General features: G+C 71.7%; 17 protein-coding genes. 8 read left to right on the forward strand and 9 right to left on the reverse strand.

What is annotated here, in order from left to right; genetic code table 11:
• Positions 1-186: 186 nt before the first annotated feature.
• On the reverse strand, positions 187-2,211 hold the full coding sequence (locus AB0K14_RS36930; RefSeq protein WP_360449879.1) for a glycosyltransferase: 2,025 nt from the start codon (positions 2,209-2,211) through the stop codon (positions 187-189).
• On the reverse strand, positions 2,208-2,798 hold the full coding sequence (locus AB0K14_RS36935) for a DUF998 domain-containing protein (protein ID WP_360449876.1): 591 nt from the start codon (positions 2,796-2,798) through the stop codon (positions 2,208-2,210). The genes AB0K14_RS36930 and AB0K14_RS36935 overlap by 4 nt, the downstream gene beginning before the upstream one ends.
• Positions 2,799-2,995: 197 nt before the next feature.
• Between AB0K14_RS36935 and AB0K14_RS36940 the strand changes: the two genes are divergently transcribed.
• The 3 genes from AB0K14_RS36940 (at position 2,996) to AB0K14_RS36950 (ending at position 5,719) form a co-directional block, all read left to right on the forward strand.
• Complete coding sequence (locus AB0K14_RS36940) at positions 2,996-3,934, forward strand: ABC transporter ATP-binding protein (protein WP_360449873.1); 939 nt, start codon at positions 2,996-2,998, stop codon at positions 3,932-3,934.
• Between the two features lie 65 nt (positions 3,935-3,999).
• Complete coding sequence (locus AB0K14_RS36945; protein WP_360449938.1) at positions 4,000-4,719, forward strand: ABC transporter permease; 720 nt, start codon at positions 4,000-4,002, stop codon at positions 4,717-4,719.
• A 46-nt stretch (positions 4,720-4,765) separates the two neighbouring features.
• Entirely contained in the window at positions 4,766-5,719 is a 954-nt protein-coding gene (locus AB0K14_RS36950) for a COX15/CtaA family protein (protein ID WP_360449871.1), read from the forward strand.
• Here the strand turns inward: AB0K14_RS36950 and AB0K14_RS36955 are convergent.
• The 4 genes from AB0K14_RS36955 to AB0K14_RS36970 all read right to left on the reverse strand — a co-directional run bounded on the left by AB0K14_RS36955 (position 5,656) and on the right by AB0K14_RS36970 (position 9,962).
• Positions 5,656-6,120, reverse strand: coding sequence for a helix-turn-helix domain-containing protein (locus AB0K14_RS36955; protein ID WP_360449868.1), 465 nt, complete (start codon positions 6,118-6,120; stop codon positions 5,656-5,658). The two genes, AB0K14_RS36950 and AB0K14_RS36955, sit on opposite strands and share 64 nt — an antisense overlap.
• Before the next feature lie 161 nt (positions 6,121-6,281).
• Positions 6,282-6,809, reverse strand: coding sequence for a DUF742 domain-containing protein (locus AB0K14_RS36960; protein ID WP_360449866.1), 528 nt, complete (start codon positions 6,807-6,809; stop codon positions 6,282-6,284).
• Positions 6,810-6,816: 7 nt separating this feature from the next.
• Complete coding sequence (locus tag AB0K14_RS36965) at positions 6,817-7,260, reverse strand: roadblock/LC7 domain-containing protein (RefSeq protein WP_053721379.1); 444 nt, start codon at positions 7,258-7,260, stop codon at positions 6,817-6,819.
• Entirely contained in the window at positions 7,257-9,962 is a 2,706-nt protein-coding gene (locus AB0K14_RS36970; protein ID WP_360449864.1) for a nitrate- and nitrite sensing domain-containing protein, read from the reverse strand. The genes AB0K14_RS36965 and AB0K14_RS36970 overlap by 4 nt, the downstream gene beginning before the upstream one ends.
• Positions 9,963-10,384: 422 nt before the next feature.
• Here AB0K14_RS36970 and AB0K14_RS36975 point away from each other — a divergent pair, with 422 nt between their 5' ends.
• Both AB0K14_RS36975 and AB0K14_RS36980 read left to right on the forward strand, forming a co-directional pair.
• Complete coding sequence (locus AB0K14_RS36975) at positions 10,385-10,711, forward strand: DUF485 domain-containing protein (RefSeq protein ID WP_360449862.1); 327 nt, start codon at positions 10,385-10,387, stop codon at positions 10,709-10,711.
• Positions 10,711-12,285: a cation acetate symporter gene (locus AB0K14_RS36980; RefSeq protein WP_360449859.1), complete on the forward strand. Its 1,575-nt coding sequence runs from the start codon at positions 10,711-10,713 to the stop codon at positions 12,283-12,285. The genes AB0K14_RS36975 and AB0K14_RS36980 overlap by 1 nt, the downstream gene beginning before the upstream one ends.
• A 78-nt stretch (positions 12,286-12,363) precedes the next feature.
• Here the strand turns inward: AB0K14_RS36980 and AB0K14_RS36985 are convergent, their stop codons facing one another.
• Both AB0K14_RS36985 and AB0K14_RS36990 read right to left on the reverse strand, forming a co-directional pair.
• Positions 12,364-13,215, reverse strand: a complete 852-nt coding sequence (locus AB0K14_RS36985; RefSeq protein WP_360449857.1) for a hypothetical protein — start codon at positions 13,213-13,215, stop codon at positions 12,364-12,366.
• Positions 13,212-13,499, reverse strand: coding sequence for a hypothetical protein (locus tag AB0K14_RS36990; protein ID WP_360449854.1), 288 nt, complete (start codon positions 13,497-13,499; stop codon positions 13,212-13,214). The genes AB0K14_RS36985 and AB0K14_RS36990 overlap by 4 nt, the downstream gene beginning before the upstream one ends.
• Before the next feature lie 114 nt (positions 13,500-13,613).
• Between AB0K14_RS36990 and AB0K14_RS36995 the strand changes: the two genes are divergently transcribed.
• Positions 13,614-15,236 carry a DUF885 domain-containing protein gene (locus tag AB0K14_RS36995; protein WP_360449852.1) on the forward strand — a complete coding sequence of 541 codons (1,623 nt, stop codon included), beginning with the start codon at positions 13,614-13,616 and terminating at the stop codon, positions 15,234-15,236.
• A gap of 92 nt (positions 15,237-15,328) precedes the next feature.
• Positions 15,329-16,300 (forward strand): quinone oxidoreductase, encoded by a 972-nt coding sequence (locus AB0K14_RS37000; RefSeq protein WP_360449849.1) that lies wholly within the window; start codon positions 15,329-15,331, stop codon positions 16,298-16,300.
• Between the two features lie 171 nt (positions 16,301-16,471).
• Here the strand turns inward: AB0K14_RS37000 and AB0K14_RS37005 are convergent, their stop codons facing one another.
• Complete coding sequence (locus AB0K14_RS37005) at positions 16,472-17,059, reverse strand: FKBP-type peptidyl-prolyl cis-trans isomerase (protein ID WP_360449846.1); 588 nt, start codon at positions 17,057-17,059, stop codon at positions 16,472-16,474.
• Positions 17,060-17,280: 221 nt separating this feature from the next.
• On the opposite strand from AB0K14_RS37005, the gene AB0K14_RS37010 reads away from it, so the two are divergent.
• Positions 17,281-18,288, forward strand: a complete 1,008-nt coding sequence (locus AB0K14_RS37010) for a hypothetical protein (RefSeq protein ID WP_360449843.1) — start codon at positions 17,281-17,283, stop codon at positions 18,286-18,288.

Raw genomic sequence — 18,288 nt, forward strand, 5'->3', positions numbered from 1 at the left:
GCGCAGGTCGGCGGGCTGCAGGCGCAGCGAGTCGAACGCTCAGGTCCCGCGAGTCGAACGCTCAGGACCGGTGAGTTCACCGTTCAGGACAGGTTCGGCGGCGGGGGCCTGTGTCCTGAGTGTTGAACTCGGAGGACCTGAGCGTTCGACTCGCGGGACCTGGAGGTTCGACTCGCGCGCGGGGGGTCAGGCGGCCAAGGCCGGGGTCTTGTGGATGGTGGGGAGGCCCAGGGCGCGGGCGTAGAGGGACTCGAAGGTCTCCAGGGTGGTGTCGATGGCGTGCGCGGCGATCATCTCGCTGCTGGCGGCGCCCATGCGGGCGGTGATGGTGGGGTCCGACGTGACGGCGTGCAGCCGGTCGGCCAGGCCGCGCACGTCGCCCGGCGTGAACAGCCAGCCGTTGCGGCCCGGCTTGCACAGGTGCGGCAGCGCCATCGCGTCGGCGACCACGACCGGCTTGCCCGCGGCCATCGCTTCCATGGTGGCGAGGCTCTGGAGCTCGGCGATGCCGGGCATGCAGAACACGTCGGCGCTCGCGTAGGCGTCCAGCAGCTCGGACTCGCTGACGAAGCCGCGGAACCTCACCCGATCGGTGATGCCCAGGTCACGCGCCAGCAGCTCCCACTCCGCGCGGCACGACCCGTCGCCCACGATCTCGGCGTGCAGGCGCGGCACGAGGGCGAGGGCGCGCAGCAGCTCGTCGACCCGCTTCTCCTCGTCCAGCCGCCCCACGAACAGCACGGTCGGCGCGTCGGTGTGCCGCACGGGCCTGCGCGACCGGTACCGGTCGATGTCGATGCCGCACGACACCGGCACGGCACGGGCCGGGAACCCGTTGTCGTGCAGCAGCTGCACGGCCCGCGGCGTCGGCGCGGTCACCACGTCGGCCTGCCCGAACACCCGCCCCAGGTCACGCCACGCCCACCGCGACGCCATGCCCTGCAACCACGCCGGCACGTGGGCGTGCCCGAACAGGTTCTCCGGCATGAAGTGGTTCGTCGCCACCGTCGGGATGCCCGACGCCGACGCCTGCCGCAGCACGTACCGCCCGACCACGAAGTGCGCCTGCACGTGCACCAGATCCGGCCGCAGCCCCTCCAGCAGCACGCCGACGTCCTTGCGCACCGCCCACGGCAGCCCGACGCGGAACGTGCGGTGGAACGGCGTGCGGTGCGAGCGCAGCCGGTGCACGGTGATCCCGTCGACGCGTTCGGTGCGGGCCGCACCGTCCGGCGACACGGCGATCACGTGCACGTCGTGGCCACGGCCCGCGAGGCCGGTGGCGAGGCGGTGGGCGAACCGGGCCGCGCCGTTGACGTCCGGGGGGAACGTCTCCGCGGCGATCACGATCCGCATGGCGCGTCCGTTGGTCACTGTCGTCTCCGATCTGGTGGGTACTGCGGGAAGATTTCGAGTGCGGGCCAGCGCGACGACGCCGCCGACGGCGACCGCGGCGCAGGCCAGCTGCGCCGCGCCGACGAGGAGACCGGTCCGGTTCGCCTCGCCGAGCAGCCCCGCGCCGATGCCGACGGCGACGAGCGGGTCCACCACGGTGAGGCAGGCGACCGCCACGTGCGGCGGTCCGCTGGCGTAGGCGTGCTGGATGAACCAGCCGCCGACGACGAGGGCGGCGACGATGCCCGCCGCCGAGAACGCGGTGGTCCACGCCAGGCCGCCCTGCTGGACGTCCTGGGACACCGACCGCATGAGCACGGAGACGAAGCCGTAGGCGACCCCGCCCGCCGCGCCGAAACCGAGGGCGCGCACCGCCAGGCGGCTCGACAGCACGCCGACCAGGCCCGGGACCGCGATCAGGCCGAGGGCCAGCAGCGCGGCCTTCACCTCGGCCTCCGGCGCCACCGCGGTCGACGTGGCGCTGCCCGCGGCCAGGAGCACGAACGCCCCCACGCCGAACGTGGTCCAGGCGACCGCGGGCAGCTCACGCCGGCGACCGTCGAGGACCGCGGTGATGCCGATGGCCACCACACCGACCGGCTGCACCACGCTCAACGGCGCCATCCCCAACGCCGCCGCGTGCACACCGGCGCCGAGGACGAGCAACACCAGGCCTAGCAGCCACCGCGGCCTGCGCAGCAACTCCAGGACCCTCAACGCGCCCTCGCTCGCCCGCACGGCGTCGTGCTGCATGCGTGCGGCGAAGGCGAAGAACACGGCCCCCAGGACCGCGAGCAGCACGGCGAGCCAGGTCATGACCTCACCCCGCGGCGCACCACGGTGGAGGCGAGGGTGAACAGCAGGCAGTACAACAACGCGAACAAAACGCGTTCGAAAAGTCCGAGCACGACCGTGCCACTGCCCGGGCTCAGCACCGCGACGTGACTCACCATGAATGCCACCGAGGTGATACCCGCGGCGACCGAAAAACGTCGCAGGCTCGTACTGGAGATGAACGTGCGGGAAATCAGCCAGCCCGCCAGCGGCAGGCTCGCGAACATCACCGCGCCCGCGTACCGGTGCACCGCGCCGGAGAACGACGTCGGCGTGCCGGTCGGGTCGGTGGGGAACACGGTGGCCACGGTCAGCCCGGTCGCCCACAGCCCCATCAGCACCGCGACCGGGCCCCGCCTGGGCAGACCCGACCGGACCAGGGCGACGAGCAGGCCGACCGACGCCGCGGCCAGGGACAGCGCGGTGACGGCGAGCAGCCCGCCGCCGTTGTCCACGAAGATGTAGTCGCTGATCGTGTGGGTGATCGGGCTAAGCTCGCCGATCGACGCCACGTGCAGGTAAACAATCGGGAACAGCGACAACACCAGGCCCGCAACAACCAACGGCACAAGCCCCGCGACAGCCGCCGGCCACACCGCCGTCGTTCTTTTCCCCCGGATCTCCACCACGAGGAAAATCGTGGTCCGAAATGGAGTCGCAGGATATCCGGAACACCCCCGAGGCAACCCTGAAGCCACCCGGAGAACCCTGGGGGGGTTGACCCCACCACCGGGGTGGGGCGGGCCACGCCCTAGGCTTCCGCGTCGTGAGCCCGCATCCCCAGCACCCTGCCGTGGAAGTGTCGGGGCTGGTCAAGCGCTACGGCTCCACCGTCGCGGTGAACGGGCTCGACCTCACCCTGGAAACCGGCACGGTCCTCGCGCTGCTCGGTCCCAACGGCGCCGGGAAGACGACGACCGTCGAGGTGTGCGAGGGGTTCCGGGCCGCCGACGGCGGTGAGGTGCGCGTCCTCGGGCTCGATCCCCACCGCGACGGCGACCGGCTGCGGCCGCGCGTCGGCGTGATGCCGCAGGGCGGTGGCGGGTACCCCGGCGTGCGGGCCGACGAGATGCTGCGCCTCGTGGCCGCCTGCGCCGCCAACCCCCTCGACCCCGCGTGGCTGCTCGACGTCCTCGGGCTGTCGTCCTCGGTGCGCACCCCGTACAAGCGGCTCTCCGGCGGGCAGCAGCAGCGCCTGTCGCTGGCGTGCGCCCTCGTCGGACGCCCGGAGCTGGTGTTCCTCGACGAACCGACCGCCGGCATGGACCCGCAGGCCCGCCGCCTGGTGTGGGAGCTGGTGTCGGCACTGCGCGCGGACGGCGTCAGCGTGCTCCTCACCACCCACCTCATGGACGAGGCGGAAGCCCTCGCCGACCACGTCGTCATCGTCGACGCCGGCCGCGTCGTGGCGCAGGGCAGCCCCGCCGAGCTCACCGAGCACCACGCCGACGACCGGCAACTCCGCTTCCGCGCCCGACCCGGCCTGGAGCTGACGCTGTTGCGCGACGCCCTCCCGGAAGGCCTGGAGGTGCGCGAAGCGAGCCGGGGCACCTACCTCGTGCACGGCAACATCGACCCCCAGGTCCTCTCCACGGTCACCTCGTGGTGCGCGCAGCAGGGCGTGCTCGCCGAGGAGCTGACCGTGGCCAGGCGCAGCCTGGAGGACGTGTTCCTGGAGCTGACCGGCAGGGAGCTGCGCTCGTGACGCGACCACCGACCTTCGCACCGGGCACGTTCACGCCCGCGCCCGGCCGCGGGAAGCTCGGCCGGATGCTGCTCGCCCAGGCCCGCACCGAAACCGTGCTCACCCTGCGCAACGGCGAGCAGATCCTGCTGACCGTGCTCATCCCGGTGGCGCTGCTGGTCGCGATGACCCTCATGGACGTCATCCCGGTGCCCGAACCCCGGGTCGGCTCCGCCACCGCGCGCATCCTCGCGCTGGCCGTGATCTCGTCGGCGTTCACCGGGCAAGCGATTGCGCTGGGCTTCGACCGGCGCTACGGCGTGCTCAAGCGGCTCGCCGCGACCGCGCTCCCCCGCTGGCTGCTGGTCGCCGGACGGGTCGTGGCGGCGCTCGCCGTGGTGGCCGTGCAGGTCGTGATCATCTCCGTCGTCGCCCTGCTGCTCGGCTGGCAACCACCGTCGGTGACCGGTTTGCTGTGGGCGTTCGTGCTGATCGTGCTCGGCACCCTGTCGTTCGGCGCGCTCGGCGTGCTGCTCGGCGGGGCGTTGCGGGCCGAGATCGTGCTCGCGCTGGCCAACATCGCGTGGTTCGTGCTGCTGCTCATCGGCGGCGTCGCGCTCGGTGTGGACGCCCTGCCGGCGTGGCTCGCGACCGTCGTCGACGCCCTGCCCTCGGCCGCGCTCGCGCTCGCGCTGCACGACGCCGTGGTCGAGGGGACCGCGCCGGGACTCGGTCACGTCGCCGTGCTGGTGGTCTGGGGCGTGGCCGCGGGTGCGCTGGCGGCGAAGACCACCAAGCTCGGCTGACACCCCCGGGCGGCGGTTCTCAGCCAGTGGTACCTACCATCGGGTCGTGTCCGCCCCATCCTGGCTCACCTCGTTCCTGAGCACGTTCCAGCGCGCGTTCGCCATCGCCGTCGTGATCGCCCAAGGCGGCATCGCGGTCACCGGCTCGATCGTGCGGGTGACCGGATCGGGCCTCGGCTGCCCCACCTGGCCGCAGTGCTTCGAAGGCAGCCTCGTGCCGGTCGAGCACCCCGAGGTGGCGTCGCTGCACCAGTGGGTCGAGTTCGGCAACCGGACGTTGACCGGCGTGGTGGGCGTCATCGCGGGGTTGTGCGTGCTGGCGGCGTGGTTCAACCGGCCGCGGCGCAAGCGGGTCCTGGTGCTGGCGCTGGTGCAGTTCGGCGGGGTCGTGCTCCAGGCCGTGATCGGCGGGTTCACCGTGCTCACCGGTCTGCTGTGGTGGACGGTGAGCGTGCACTTCCTGGTGTCGATGCTGCTGGTCTGGTTCGCCGTGCTGCTGGTCGCGGCGCTGGGTGAGGGCGACGAACCCGCACGGCCGCGCGTGCCGCGGGCGTTGCTGACGTTGCAGGTCGTGCAGGCGGTGACGTTGGGGCTCCTGCTGATGGCCGGCACGTTCGTCACCGCGGCCGGACCGCACGCGGGTGACGCGGCGACGCCACGCCTGGACGTGTCGGTGGACACGTTGTCCCAGGTGCACGCCGACCTGCTGTTCCTGTTCCTCGGCATGCTCGTCGCGCTCGGCTTCGCGCTGCGCGGCCACGCCGTGCCGCTGCGGCCGTACTACGCGTTGGTGGCCGTGGTGCTCTCGCAGGGCGCGCTGGGCATGGTCCAGTACTGGACCGGCGTGCCGGAGGTGCTGGTGTCACTGCACGTGCTGGGCGCGGGCGCGGTGGTCGTCGCCACCGCCGCCCTGTGGGTGTCCACCCGCGAACGGCCTCACCGCGAGGACGAGGGCCTGCGCTCCCAGACCGCGGGCAGTTCGGTCGCCAGCCACGTGTAGATGTCGTCCACGGTGCGCAGCCGCACGGCCCGTTCCGGGTCGCCGCTCATCAGCCGCATCCCGGACTCGGTCAGCTCGCGCACGCTCACCAGTGCGTCCAGCTTGCGCTGGATCAGGTCGACCCACCGCTTCTCGTTGATCCGGTACTGCGCCGCCTGCCGCCCGCGCCGCGTCCGCTTCGTCACCAGGCCGGCGTTGACCAGGAACTTCAGGTTCGTGCTGATCGAACCGCTGCTGGCCTCCAGCTCCTGCGACAACTCGGCGGCGGTTCGCTCCGTCGGCTGGCACACCAGCAGGTAGCCGAGGATGCGCCCGCCGATCAGCGGGATGCCCTCCTCGGCGAAGTGCGCCGCGAACCGCTCGATCCACGCCGACAGCCGCGTTTCCCGTCCGACGCTCAATGCGACCCCCTGTGCTCCGCGTCGACACTTCGGCCGACACTGAAGGCATAGTAGGTCGGGTGCTGATCATCACACAACGGCGCCGCGCCGTCCTGAGCGTTGAACTCGGGTGTTCCGAACGTAGGACACGCGCGTTCTGGACGTAGGACACGCGTGGGGGGTCAGAGGCGGCGGAGGCCGGAGAGGACGCGTTCCATCAGGCCCAGGTCGGGTTGGGCGCCGTCGGTGGACGCGGTGCTGTGGACGTCGATCAGGCCGCGTTCGGCCATGTCGCCCAGGAGGACCTTGGCCACGCCCAGGGGCAGGCGCAGCAGCGCGGCGATCTCCGCCACCGACCGCGGCCTGGCGACGAGGGAGATCACCTCGTGGTACTCCGACTTCATGGCTCCCGGGTAGTCCCAGTCCACCGCCGACACCAGGGTCTCGATCTCCAACTGGTACGACGACGTGGTGCGGCCACCCGTCCACGAGTAGGCGCGGACGATCGAGGCCGCCTCCTCGCGCGGGTACTCGAAATCGTCCTCGTCATCGTCGAAGACCGGGCGGTGGGGCTTGGTGTCCCCGGTCGCGGTGGGTTGCTCGGGCTTCGGCTTCTCCTGCTTGCGACGGCGGGAGGAGTCGAGGCTGAACCCGTTCAGCAGAGCGGCGAACGTCTCGTCCGACGCCCCTGGCTCCTCGTTCCGGTCCATGACCACCTCACGCAGACGGGCGGGCCATCATCCGCTTCGCGCCGTGGAGCTGGGCGCGCAGCTCGGGCGTCAGGAGCTGGCCGACCTGATCCACGACCACGGTCATCTCGTAGGCGACCTGGCCGACGTCGGCGTCCGGCGCGGCCAGCACGGCCAGGCACGAACCGTCCCGGATCGACATCAGCAGCATGATCCCGTACTGCATCTCGATCACCGAGCGCAGCACCCCGCCGCCGTCGAAGCACCGGGCCGCCGACTCGGTCAGGCTCGCCATGCCCGCCGCGATCGCGGCGAGCTGATCGGCCCGGTCGTCGGGCAACCCGTTCGAGGCGGTCAGCAACAGGCCGTCCACCGAGATCACCACCGCGTGGGCCACCCCTGGCACGCGATCGGCGAAGTTGCTCACCAGCCAGCCGAACTGGTCGACCTGTCGCGACTTCTGCGTGCTCATCCGTTCTCCTGCCCAGCTCGATTCTCACCGGAACCCTGCACACCTTGCCGGATTCCGGTCTGGTAGCTGGCGAGGAACCCGCGTGTCGCCTGAGGATCCCTCCGGACGGGTGCCACCGCGTCGGGCGCACTCGGCCGTTCGGCCACCAGATTGGTCCGCGGCTGCCGCTTGGGCAGTTCCGCCGGAATGTCGTGCGGCTTGTCGTGCACTGGCTTGTCGTGCACTGGCTTGTCGTGCACTGGCTTGTCGTTCACGGGCGCCTCCCCGCGCGCGTGGATGTCCGCGGCGCGGTGCCGCGCGGGTTCCGCCGGTCCGGACGGCACGGGGGCGCCGCCGAACCAGGTCGAGGCCGCGCGCCGGGGCCCGGGCGCCGGCGGTGCGGGCGGTGTGGCGGGCGGCGAGTCGACGGTGCGGCCCTGGAACGGCGCCCAGCCGTCCTCCTTCAACGGCACGGCGGGCGGCAGGACCGGCTGCGGCAACGCGGGCCGCGACGTGCCGTTGCGCGGCAGCGCCGGCTGCGGGCCGGTCGAGTGCGGCAACGCCGGTTGCGGGCCGGTCGAGTGCGGCAACGCCGGCTGCGGACCCGTGGCGCGTACGCCCGTCGTGCGCGGACCGGTCGTGTGCGGGCCGGCGGAGTGTGCGCCCGTGGAGTGGGAGCCTGCCGAGTGGGAGCCTGCCGAGTGAGGGCTCGCGGGGTGTGGCACCGCCGACTGCGGGCCGGTCGACACCATCGGGATCGAGGCCTGCGCGGGTACCGGGCGGGCCGGTGCCGCGCCGGACGCGCGCACCAGTTCGGCGGGCAGCGCCACGACCGCGCGCAGCCCGTCACCCTGCTCGCGCAGCGTGACGTCGATGCCGTGCCGCCCGGCGAGCCGGCCCACGACGTACAGGCCGAGCTGGCGGGACACGGGCAGTTCGCCGGAGTCCTCGGACGCGGCCAGCGCGATCCGGCGGTTGGCCTGCGCCAGGTCCTCCTCCGACATGCCGACGCCGAGGTCGACCACGTCGACCAGCACACCGCCGCCGGGTCGCGGCCGGCCGCCGACGACGACCTGCGTGCGCGGCGGCGAGAACGTGGTGGCGTTGTCCAGCAGCTCGGCGACGAGCCGGACCAGGTCGCCCGCGGCGTAGCCGACGACCTCGACGGACGGCGTGGTCTGCACGACCACCCGCTGGTACTGCTCGATCTCGGACGCGGCGGCGCGCAGCACGTCGCCCAGCGGCACCGGGCGGGTGAAGCGGCGGGCCACGTCGCTGCCGGAGAGCACCATCAGGTTCTCGTTGTTGCGGCGCATCCGGGTGGCGAGGTTGTCCAGCTTGAACAGGTTCGCCAGCTGCTCGGGGTTCTCCTCCTGCCGCTCCAGCTCCTCCATGAGCTTGAGCTGGCGCTCCACGAGGCCCTGGCTGCGGCGGGACAGGTTGATGAACGCGTTGCGCATGCCGGTGCGCAGGTCGGCCTGCTCGGCGGCGGAGCTGACGGCCTGCCGGTGCACCGCGTCGAACGCGCGCGCCAGCTGACCGAGCTCCTCCTTGGTGTCCACGGGCACCGGCGCCACGGTGACGTCGTGCGCGGCGTTCTCCCGCAGCTGCGCCACCAGGGTGGGCAGGCGGTGTTCGGCGACGTCCAGCGCGGCGGTGCGCAGCACGCGCAGGGACCGCAGCAGGTAGCTGCCGATGACGAAGCCGACCGCGGCGGCGGCGAACATCGACGCCAGCAGGATCACGGCCGCCGCGCCCGCCCGGTCGCTGGTGGAGTCCTGCAAGCGGCCGGCGGCCGAGATGAGCTGGCCCTCCAGGGACCGCAGCACGACGCCGAGCTGCTTGAGGGTGCTCTCCGAGCCGCTGTTCCAGGCCTCGGCCTCGACGAACAGCTTCACCGCGCTGGAGTTGACCCGGATCTGCTGGAAGAGGCTGTTGCGGAGGTCGACCTCCTGGCCCGCGACGGTGCTGCGGTAGTCGGCCTGCTGCTGCGGCGTGGCGACGGCGGAGAAGTCGGCCAGCTTGTCCTGCTGGCGGGTGTAGGACTGCTCCAGCGCGGTCACCTCGGTGTCGAGCAGCCGGCCGCGGCTGATGCCGGCCAGCACCGTGGCGTGCTGCCAGGACACCTGCTCACCGGCCATGGCGAGGTTGTGCAGCGCGGTCGCGGTGCCCGACAGCGCCGGGTCGCCGAAGTCGCCGACCATGGCCTGGTCGAAGTCCAGCAGGGCGCGCGCCACCACGGTGTAGCCGCCGATGGCGCCCTCCAGGTCGACGCTGCCCGACAGCACGCGTTCGCGCAGCTGCGGCAGGCCGTCGAGCTGGACCGCGACGTCGCGGAACCGGGCGTTGGCGACCTCGCCGAGGGTCGTGGTGCGCTCCATCAGGTTCCGCACGCCGGCGGCCGCGTTGTCGGTGGCGCTGGTCAGCTCGCGGAACTCGCGCTCGGGGACGCCCGCGCCCTCGGACCGCTGCGCGGACAGCGCGCGTTCGGCCTGCACGCCCGCGATCAGCGGGTCGATGCCGGCACGCAGCGTCACGATGCGCTGCATCGAGGCGTAGGTGTCGGCGCTCTTGACGTACCCGCGGATCTGCACCAGGCCCGCGCCGACGGCGACGAGCACGGGCACCGCCAGCACGGCGGCGAGCTTGACCGGCAGACGCCAATTCCGCCAGTCCGCGACGGCGCTCCACCACTGCCCGCGCGCGTTGTTGTCGCCAGTCACCAGACAAGCCCCGGAAAGTCAGTAGTTGTTTCGGAGTTGAACGACGTCGACGTATTCATGACCGACGAGCGTGGATGTTGCTGGGCGGATAGTAGGTGGTGGACAGGCGTGGGACAACGACCTTGCGGTCGGTCCTCATCCGATCGGCGCAGCGTGACGACATCGGGTGCATCGGACGCCAATCGAGACAACGGTCCGCCGACGACGGGCTAGTCGTGACCCGACCGATGGCAGCATCCCGTTGACTGGCGGCCCAGCGCGGTTACGCTGAGCGCTCGCCGCCGGCCCGCGCATCCGCGTGCGCGGCGAAGGTAAATCCCCGTGGAGGATTGATGACGAAGGCGATCCTGCCTCCGACGGATTCGAGACCCGCTCGCGGCGGGCGTGGCTTCGCCACTTTCGACGACCCTGGGTCATCCCTGTTGGTCGACGAAGCGGGCGACCCCGACTTCGTCGCGCTTCAAGCGAGCGCTGATTTCCGCGAGTTGCGCCGGCGGATCAAGATCTTCGTGGTGCCGGCCACGTGCGGCTTCCTGCTGTGGTACATCGGGTACGTCGCGCTGTCGGCCTACCTGCCCGACTTCATGGGCACGCCGGTGTGGGGCGTGCTCAACGTCGGCCTGCTGTTCGGGCTGCTGCAGTTCGTCACCACGATCGCGCTGACGCTGTCCTACGCCCGCTACGCGCGGCGCAAGCTCGACCCGCAGGTCGACGCGGTCCGCTCGCTCACCGCGGAGGACCAGGCCTGATGGGCGGCAACACCGCGATCAACCTGGGCGTGTTCGGCGTCTTCGTGTTGATCACCCTCTACATCGTGTACCGGGCGGGCAGCCGCAACGCCACCGCGTCGGACTACTACGCCGCGGGCAGCAGCTTCACCGGGCCGCAGAACGGCATCGCGCTGTCGGGCGACTTCCTGTCCGCCGCGTCGTTCCTCGGCATCTCCGGCAGCATCGCGGTCAACGGCTACGACGGCTTCCTGTACTCCATCGGCTGGGTGGTGTCCTGGCTGCTCGGCCTGATGATCATCTCGGAGCGGTTGCGCAACACCGGCCGGTTCACCCTCGGCGACGTGCTGGCGTTCCGGATGCGGCAGCGGCCGGTGCGCGCCGCGGCGGCCAACGTCACCCTGGTGATCTCGCTGTTCTACATGATCGCGCAGATGGCGGGCGCGGGCGCGCTGATGGCGCTGCTGCTGGACGTGCACAGCAAGGTCGGGCAGTCGGTCATCATCGCCGTGGTCGGCATCGTCATGGTGCTGTACGTGCTGGTGGGCGGCATGAAGGGCACCACGTGGGTGCAGATCATCAAGGCCGTCTTCCTGATCATGTGCGTGACCCTGATGACGGTGTTCCTGCTGGGCAAGTTCGGCTTCAGCCTGTCCGCGATCCTGGAGACGGCGTCGCGCAACACGCCGCTCGGGCCGGAGGTGCTCCAGCCGGGCGTGCGGTACGGCGGCACCCCCACCAGCCAGCTGGACTTCCTCTCGCTGGCACTGGCCCTGGTGCTCGGCACGGCGTCGCTGCCGCACGTGCTGATGCGTTTCTACACCGTGCCGAACGCCCGCGAGGCGCGTCGCTCGGTGGTGTGGGCGACGTGGATGATGGCCATCTTCTACCTGTGCACGCTGGTGATCGGCTTCGGCGCGCTGGCGCTGGTCGGTTCGAAGGCGATCACGTCGGCGCCCGGCGGCGAGAACTCCGCCGCGCCGCTGCTGGCCTATGAGATCGGTGGCGCGGTGCTGCTGGGCGTGGTGAGCGCCGTGGCGTTCGCGACGATCCTGGCGGTGGTGGCCGGTCTGACGTTGACGGCGTCGGCGTCGTTCGCGCACGACGTGTACGCGAACGTGATCAAGCACGGCCAGGCCGACCCGAGGTCGGAGGTCCGGGTCGCCCGGCTGACCGCGGTCGTCGTGGGCCTGCTGGCGATCGCGGGCGGTATCGCGGCGAACGGGCAGAACGTGGCGTTCCTGGTGGCGCTGGCGTTCGCGCTGGCGGCGTCGGCGAACCTGTCCACGATCATCTACTCGATGTTCTGGAAGCGGTTCAACACACCGGGCACGCTGTGGGCGGTGTACGGCGGGCTCGGCTCGTGCATCGTGCTGATCGCCTTCTCCCCCGCCGTGTCGGGCGCGAGGTCGTCGATCTTCCCGGACGTGGACTTCGCCTGGTTCCCGCTGGGCAACCCGGGCCTGGTCTCGATCCCGTTCTCGTTCCTGTGCGGCTACCTCGGCACGATCCTGAGCAAGGAGAAGGCCGACCCGGTCAAGCAGGCCGAGATGGAGGTCCGGTCGCTGACCGGCATCGGCTCCGGTTTGAAGTAGTCCCTCGCGTCACGACGCCGGACGCCGGAGCCCAGTGCTCCGGTGTCCGGCGTCGTGACGTTCCGGCGTTGTCGGGGGCTACCGCCGGGCGAGGGCGGCGCGGACGGCCGAGGCGAACCGGAGGGGCGCGGTGGCGTCGGTCTGGCGGAAGCCCAAAGACGGTTCGACCAGTTCCAGTTCCAGCAGCAGCGGCGCGTTGTCGGCGCCCGGGATCAGGTCCACCCGCGCGTACAGGAACTCGTCGCGGCGCAGGCCGGTCAGCTCGGCGGCGGCGTCCACGACGTCCTCGGCGACCCGGCGTTGCGCGGCCGACGGTGACGCGCCGGACAGGCGTTCCACGATGTACAGACCCGACTCGTCGTACTCGGCGTCCGGGGTGAGCATGGCGCCCTTGGTGAACGCGTGCGAGTACTGGCCGCCCAGGAACACCATCGCGGTCTCGCCGACCGAGTCCACGTGCGACTGGTACGGCTGCACCAGCGCCGGCACGTCCAACGTGGCCAGGTGCGCGGCGGCCGCCTCGTGGTCACCGGCCGCGACGCGCAGCGCGCCCCGTGAACCGGCGCCGACGGTCGGCTTCACCACGAACTCGCCCTCCGGCCAGTCGGTGAAGCCCGGCTCGGCCACCGCCGTCGGCACCACCGGCACGCCGTGCCGCGCCAGGTCGACCAGGTAGGTCTTGTCGATGTTCCACCGCACGACCGACGCGGGGTTCACCAGCTTGGGCTCGGCGTCGCACCAGGCCAGGAACTCCGGCAGGCGCTCCGGGTAGTCCCAGGTGGACCGCAGCACGACCAGGTCGGCCTCGACCGGCGTGCCCCACTCGGCCCACGCGGCGTGCACGCCGACGTCGGCGAGGGCGTCCGGCAGCGCGTCGTCGTCGCCGTCACCGGCGGGCAGCGACGCGCAGGTCGCGAAGACGACCTTCATCGGCCGGCCATCTTGCGCCGGTGCGCCGGGCCGATCTTCACCGCCGCCGTCGTCTCGCGGTCCCACTCGTGCCGCTCCAGGTCCGCGACCGCCTCGACCACGGCCTCCGCCGACGCCACGTCGGGCAGCACCACGTCGCCCATGGCGCCGTCGTCACCGACCAGCACGACCCGCGCGCCCGCCCGCCCGACGTTCTCCACGACCGCCCGTGCGGGCTTGCCGTGCGCGGCCACGAACGCCGTCGCCGCCTTCACCGCACGCCCGATCTTCTTGTCCTCTGCCACGTCGGCCAGACTAGAACCTGTCGGTAACTTCCGCGCACGTGACGACGCCCACGGTCGCCGGAGGGCAAGATCACCGCCTCCCGGAGCGCGTCGGCGCGAGGTAGCTTGCAGGTCGTGACCGATACTCCTGAGCTCACCCACCTGGTCGAACAGTTCCTCGGCTGGCACTTCGACCACAAGCCGGGCAACGCCGCGATGCTCGGCTCGTCGGCGCACGACCACACGCTCGGCGACTTCAGCGCGAGCGCGTTCGCCGACTACGAGCGCGGCGCCGACGCGTGGCTCGACCGGTTCACCGTGATCGAGGTCGACGACCTCCCGGCGTCGGTGGACCGCGACCTCGTCGTCGCCGTGCTGCGCGGTGTGCGCGCGTCGGCCACGTGGCCCGCGTGGCGGCGCGACCCGTCGCTGTACACCGGCGCGGTGCTGTACCCGTTGTTCAGCGCGTTCCTCAACCGGTTGCGACCGGAGCCGGAGCTGGTGGCGAGCGTGGTGAAGCGGCTGGCCGAGGTGCCCGGGGTGCTGGCCGCGTGCCGCGCGAACCTGGACGCCGAGCTGGCCGCGCCGAAGATCGTGCGCCGCGCCGCCGACCAGGCCCGCACCGGACGGGCGTTCCTCACCACCACGCTGCCCGCCGAGGTGTCCGACCCGGCGTTGCGCGCGGAGCTGGCCGAGGCCGCCGAACCCGCGGCGCGGGCGTTCGACGAGCTGGCCGTGTTCCTGGACGAGCTCGCGGAACGCGCCGCGGGCGACTGGCGGATGGGTGAGCGGCTGTACTCGACGCTGCTGCGCGAGCAGGAGGTGCTGGGTTACGGCGCGGCCGAGCTGCACGAGCGGGGCAAGGCCGCCTACGCGGAGCTGGACGCCGAGATGCGCGAGCTGGCCGGCTCGGCCGACTGGCACGCGGTGATGGCCTCGTTCCAGGACGACTACCCGCCGACGCCGGAGGCGATGCGCGCCGAGTACGAGGCGGAGACCCAGCGGGCACGAGCGTTCCTGGTGGAGCACGGTCTGGTGACGTTCGCCGAGGGCGAGGAGTGCCGGGTGGTGCCGTCGCCCACGTTCCAGCGCCCGGTGCTGTCGGTGGCGTCCTACATGTCGCCGCCGCCGCTGACCGACCTGCGGACGGGCCACTTCTTCGTGCCGTTCCCGCCGGACGGGTTCACCGCCGAGCAGACCACGCAGCGGTTGCGCACCAACTCGCGCGCCCAGCTGGCCACCATCGCGGTGCACGAGGCCTACCCCGGCCACCACTGGCACCTGTCGTGGCTGGCCGCGCAGGACCGACCGGTGCGCAAGGTGTTCCGCACCCCGTACTTCTCCGAGGGCTGGGCGCTCTACGCGGAGAAGTTGCTGCGCGAGCACGGCTACTTCACCGCCGAGGTCGTCGGCGACGCGGCCAAGGCGCGGGCGCAGGAGCTGGCGCACGTCGAGGCGCGGTTGTTCCGGGCCGCGCGGATGATCGTGGACACGGCGCTGCACTGCGGCGAGATGGGCGTCGAGGAGGCCGAGGAGTTCATGACCACCAAGGCGTCGTTGACGCCCGGCACGGCCGCCGGCGAGGTCAGCCGGTACTGCGCGTGGCCGACGCAGGCACCGTCGTACCTGACCGGCGCGTTGGAGATCGAGCGCATCCGGTCGGAGTACACCGGGTCGCTGCGCGACTTCCACGACACGATCGCGGGCGCGGGCGCGTTGCCGCTGGGCCTGGCGCGCAAGGTCGCTCTCGGCAGGTGAGACACGCCGGGACGGGCGGGCGTCCCGGAACACGCCGGCCGTCGCGGTGGTTGGCGTACTGACGTACGGACATCGCTACAGGAGGACGACACATGCCCAAGGCAGTGGTGGTGCGCGCGACCGGCGGACCGGAAGCGCTGGAGTTCACCGACGTGGCGGCGAAGTCGCCCGGCGCGGGCGAGTTGCTGGTGGACGTGGCCGCGGCCGGGGTGAACTTCATCGACTGCTACCACCGCGAGGGCCGCTACCCGCTGGAGCTGCCGTTCGGGCTCGGCCTGGAGGGGACCGGCCGGGTGAGCGCGGTCGGCCCGGACGTGACCGGGTTCGCGGTGGGTGACCGGGTGGCCTGGGCGCAGGCCCTCGGCAGCTACGCGGAACAGGCGGTGGTGCCCGTGAAGGACGCGGTGCCGGTGCCCGACGGGGTGGACGACGACACGGCGGGCGCCCTGCTGCTCCAAGGCCTCACCGCGCACTACCTGGTCGCGTCGACGTACCCGGTGCAGAAGGGCGACACGGTGCTCGTGCACGCCGCCGCCGGTGGCGTGGGTCTGCTGCTGGTGCAGCTGGCCAAGGCCCGGGGCGCGCGAGTGATCGGCACGGTGTCCACCGAGGCGAAGGAGGCACTGGCCCGCGAGGCGGGCGCCGACGAGGTGATCAGGTACGACCGGACGGACTTCGCGCCCGTGGTGCGCGAGCTGACCGGCCGCGCGGGTGTCGCGGCGGTGTACGACGGCGTGGGTGCGACGACGTTCGACGGCAGCCTGGCCAGCCTGCGGCCGCGTGGCGTGCTGGCGTTGTTCGGCGGGTCCAGCGGCGCCGTGCCGCCGTTCGACCCGATGCGGCTCAACCAGGCGGGCTCGGTGTTCCTGACCCGGCCGTCGCTGGGCGCGCACGTGGCCACCCGCGAGGAGTTGGAGTGGCGGGCCGGTGAGCTGTTCGCGGCCGTGGCGGGCGGTTCGCTGACCGTGCGGGTCGGCGGGCGCTACCCGTTGGCCGACGCGCGGCGGGCGCACGAGGACCTCGAAGGCCGCCGCACCACGGGCAAGCTGCTGCTCGTCCCCTGATACCGGCGACCCCGGCGCCGACGAGCGTGAGCGCCGACGGGCTTGAGCGTCGACGGGCGTGTGCGCCGAGGAGCGTGTGCGCCGAGGAGCCGGGGAGTCGAGGAGCCGGCTGACGGGCGGAGGGGCGGTTCAACCCGGGACCGCCCCTCCGGACTGCTCGTGGCGGTCAGGTCAGGCCGTGACCTTGACCGCGTCGACCACGAAGATCAGGGTCTCGCCGGGCCGGATGTCGCCCTGCCCCTGCGGGTAGCCCTTGTCGGACGGCACGACGAGCAGCCGGCGGCCGCCCTCCTTCAGACCGATCAGGCCCTCGTTCCAGCCCTTGATCACGTTGGCCTGGCCGATGTTCTTCAGCTCGAACGGCTCGCCGCTGTCCCAGGAAGCCTCACGGGTCCGCTGGTCGCGGAAGGTCGCGAGCACGTAGTGCAGCTCGGCGGTGGAGCCGGGCTTGATCTCGGGGCCGGTGCCCTCGGTCAGGTCCTCGACGAGCAGGCCGTCCTGCGGCGTGCAGCCGGTCGGGACGGTGATCGTCGGCTTCTCCCCCGCCGCACCGGTCACCTGGTACTGCGCCACCTGGCACGGCGGGCCGCTCGGCTCCGGGAGGTCCGCCTCGGTGGGCTGGTCCTCCGGCTGGGCGGCGGTCGCGGTCGGTGTGGTGGTGAGGGTGGACGGCCGGTCGCTAGCGGTGCACGCGGTCAGCGCCAGACCGGCGGACAACAGGGAGACGAGAGCCAGGGCCGTACGGCCGACAGTACGCATGGTTGCCGAGCTTAGGGTTCACCCCCGCGCGGCCCGCCGCGGCCCCACCAGCAGGCGCAACGCCGGTCACCGTGCGCTGCTGTCGATCTACGAATCAATCCGCAAATGTGCCACTAATTACCGCTTCCGCCGTTGCGTACTCGCGCGTACAGTAACTCCGCGCACTTGATCGCATACCGAGAGCATTCGGCCGATCGAGTGCCCACCAAGGAGGTGACATCGTGTCCGCGGAGCCGCAGGGCGTCCGCAGTAACCTGTTGCAAGAATTGTTCTGGACCAGAACGGGTCTGCTCCTGCTGACCCTCATCGTCACTTCCGGCGTCAGTCTGGCCATTTCCAGCACAATGGATCAAGGAGCCCTCCGCACGTTCCTGACGTCGGTCGGCACCGGCACGTTGATCTCGGCCGTGGTCGGGTTCGGGCAGACGTTGATCACCAGTTCGGCGGCGCAGCGGGCGCTGGTCACGCCCGTCGTGGAGGAGAGCCGCAAGGCGCTGCGCGACCTCACCGCCGAGTACCGGGCACTGGACCGCGAGTTCTTCCCCACTCACGTGTTCGAGCCGACCGCCCGGCCGGACCCGGCGTTCAACCAGGTCATGATGCAGGACCTGGAGCGGACCCGGTTGTTCGTCTTCCGCGGCTTCGCGGGCCGTTACGCGGCCTGCCGCCTGCTGTTGTCGCAGTCGGAGTGCGAGCTCAAGGCCGTCCTGGCCGATCCCCGGGACGGTGACGCGATCAGCGGTCGGGCGCGGTACCTGCTGCGCAACGAAGGCGCGGACGGCGACTACGACGCGATCGCGGCGAGGCTGCGCGAGCAGATCTCCATCGGCCTGGTCGGCCTGTTCCTGGCCCGCGGCCGGTGCTCGCGGATCGACCTGACGATCGTGTCGGACCCGCCGCTGGACCGGCTGGAGCTGTTCGACGACAGCGTGTGGCTCACCCTCTACAGCAACACCAGCGCGGGTGTGATCCGTTTGTACCCGCGCACGGTGCGGTTCGCCGAGGGCTCGTTCATCTACGGGATGGAACGCGCCGAGTTCCTGCGCATCAGCAATTCCAAGGCAGGGCTCCACGTCGTCATCACGCCGGGCACCAGTCGGGCGGACTTCCTCGCCCTGTTCGAGAAGATCACCGGGACCACGCTCACCGAGGACGGGTTCCGGTCGTTGGAGGAGAAGTTCCACCGATTCCGCAAAGAATTCTCCACTTCCGCTCAGCTGGGGAGCTGA

It is taken from the genome of Actinosynnema sp. NPDC050801, from assembly GCF_040673975.1.
Classification (GTDB): domain Bacteria; phylum Actinomycetota; class Actinomycetes; order Mycobacteriales; family Pseudonocardiaceae; genus Actinosynnema.

Coding starts and splice junctions, on each gene's coding strand:
- AB0K14_RS36985 (WP_360449857.1), bottom strand. CDS start 13,215: ATGAAGGTCGTCTTCGCGACCTGCGCGTCGCTGCCCGCCGGTGACGGC.
- AB0K14_RS36945 (WP_360449938.1), top strand. CDS start 4,000: ATGCTGCTCGCCCAGGCCCGCACCGAAACCGTGCTCACCCTGCGCAAC.
- AB0K14_RS37000 (WP_360449849.1), top strand. CDS start 15,329: ATGCCCAAGGCAGTGGTGGTGCGCGCGACCGGCGGACCGGAAGCGCTG.
- AB0K14_RS37005 (WP_360449846.1), bottom strand. CDS start 17,059: ATGCGTACTGTCGGCCGTACGGCCCTGGCTCTCGTCTCCCTGTTGTCC.
- AB0K14_RS36960 (WP_360449866.1), bottom strand. CDS start 6,809: ATGGACCGGAACGAGGAGCCAGGGGCGTCGGACGAGACGTTCGCCGCT.
- AB0K14_RS36980 (WP_360449859.1), top strand. CDS start 10,711: ATGGGCGGCAACACCGCGATCAACCTGGGCGTGTTCGGCGTCTTCGTG.
- AB0K14_RS36965 (WP_053721379.1), bottom strand. CDS start 7,260: ATGAGCACGCAGAAGTCGCGACAGGTCGACCAGTTCGGCTGGCTGGTG.
- AB0K14_RS36930 (WP_360449879.1), bottom strand. CDS start 2,211: ATGACCTGGCTCGCCGTGCTGCTCGCGGTCCTGGGGGCCGTGTTCTTC.